General features: G+C 60.1%; 1 pseudogene. It reads right to left on the bottom strand.

The window, feature by feature from the left end:
- A pseudogene (locus MKK84_RS18735) lies at positions 1 to 267 on the bottom strand (DNA topoisomerase); the annotation flags it as partial.
- Positions 268 to 1,032: the final 765 nt, after the last annotated feature.

A 1,032-nucleotide genomic window follows, 5' to 3' on the forward strand; every position in this document is an offset into this window, starting at 1 on the left:
CCGGATGGCGGCAATCTTCGGCTCGTGCGACTGGCCGGACCGGTTGGTGCCGCAGCTGACCGGGATCGTGGCGAGCTTGATGGGCAGGGCGTCGAAGCGCCAGGGCTTCCACTCGGGCCGGATGCTGCCCGGCTCCTCGGCCGACAGCAGGTGGCCCTCGGCGGCCACGCAGACGGTGTTCTGTGAGCGGAAGAAGCGCTGCAGCTGCCGCATCGCCGAGGGTTTCTCGAAGAAGAACAGCGTGCGGCCCGAACTAGGAGGAGACATGTCACTGCACGTGGAGGCACGCACCGCACACGACGGCGAGTTCACATTTTGTTCTAGAACGTCGCCGCGTGCAACCGCGCTGAGCGTGAGGAAACCGCTGCGCCCTGACGCTGAGTTCGATGATGCGCGATCTCGAAGGCTCAGCAGGCGCCGCCTGGATCACATGTGTCGGATAACTCGGCTTGTTCAAACCCTCCTTCTCAACGCACGCTTTTGGAAGGCCGGCGGCCAACAATCGGCTCTCGGCCGCTCCTTGGTCTCAGCGCAGCCGAACCCGACAGTACATCCTAACGGTACCAGATATCCTTCTCAGACTCGTACTTCTCCGAGTCGTTCCGGCCTCTTCCAAAAGGGTTCAGTTTGCATTGCTGATGGAGAAGAACTGCTCGTTAACAAGATTGCGTCGGTCCAGGGTTGCTGGAGTTTCCGGCTAATTGGAACGACGTAACGAGATCTGTGCAGCTTCGAGACTCGTAAAAATCCTTTGGGCGATCCGATCGGTATCGACCCGAGGAGAAGATCAATGTTAGGACTGTTCACAAACTCCATCATCGTGACGATTGCTCGTCCGAAACGCTGCAGTATGTCCCGACGTGCAATTTCCGAGATTCGGGTCGATTGCGAATGATCGGCCCCCACAGGGTGGTCCAAGGTTAAAGTTAGTGCGCAGTAGGCCGCTCCACCACGGTTAGCTTGGCCGGCGGAGCTGGTCGGGCGAGCGCAGCCGGCCAAGCGGTGAAGGCTGGCATGAACACCTCTGGTGCC

The organism is Methylobacterium sp. E-065 (genome assembly GCF_022829605.1).
Classification (GTDB): domain Bacteria; phylum Pseudomonadota; class Alphaproteobacteria; order Rhizobiales; family Beijerinckiaceae; genus Methylobacterium.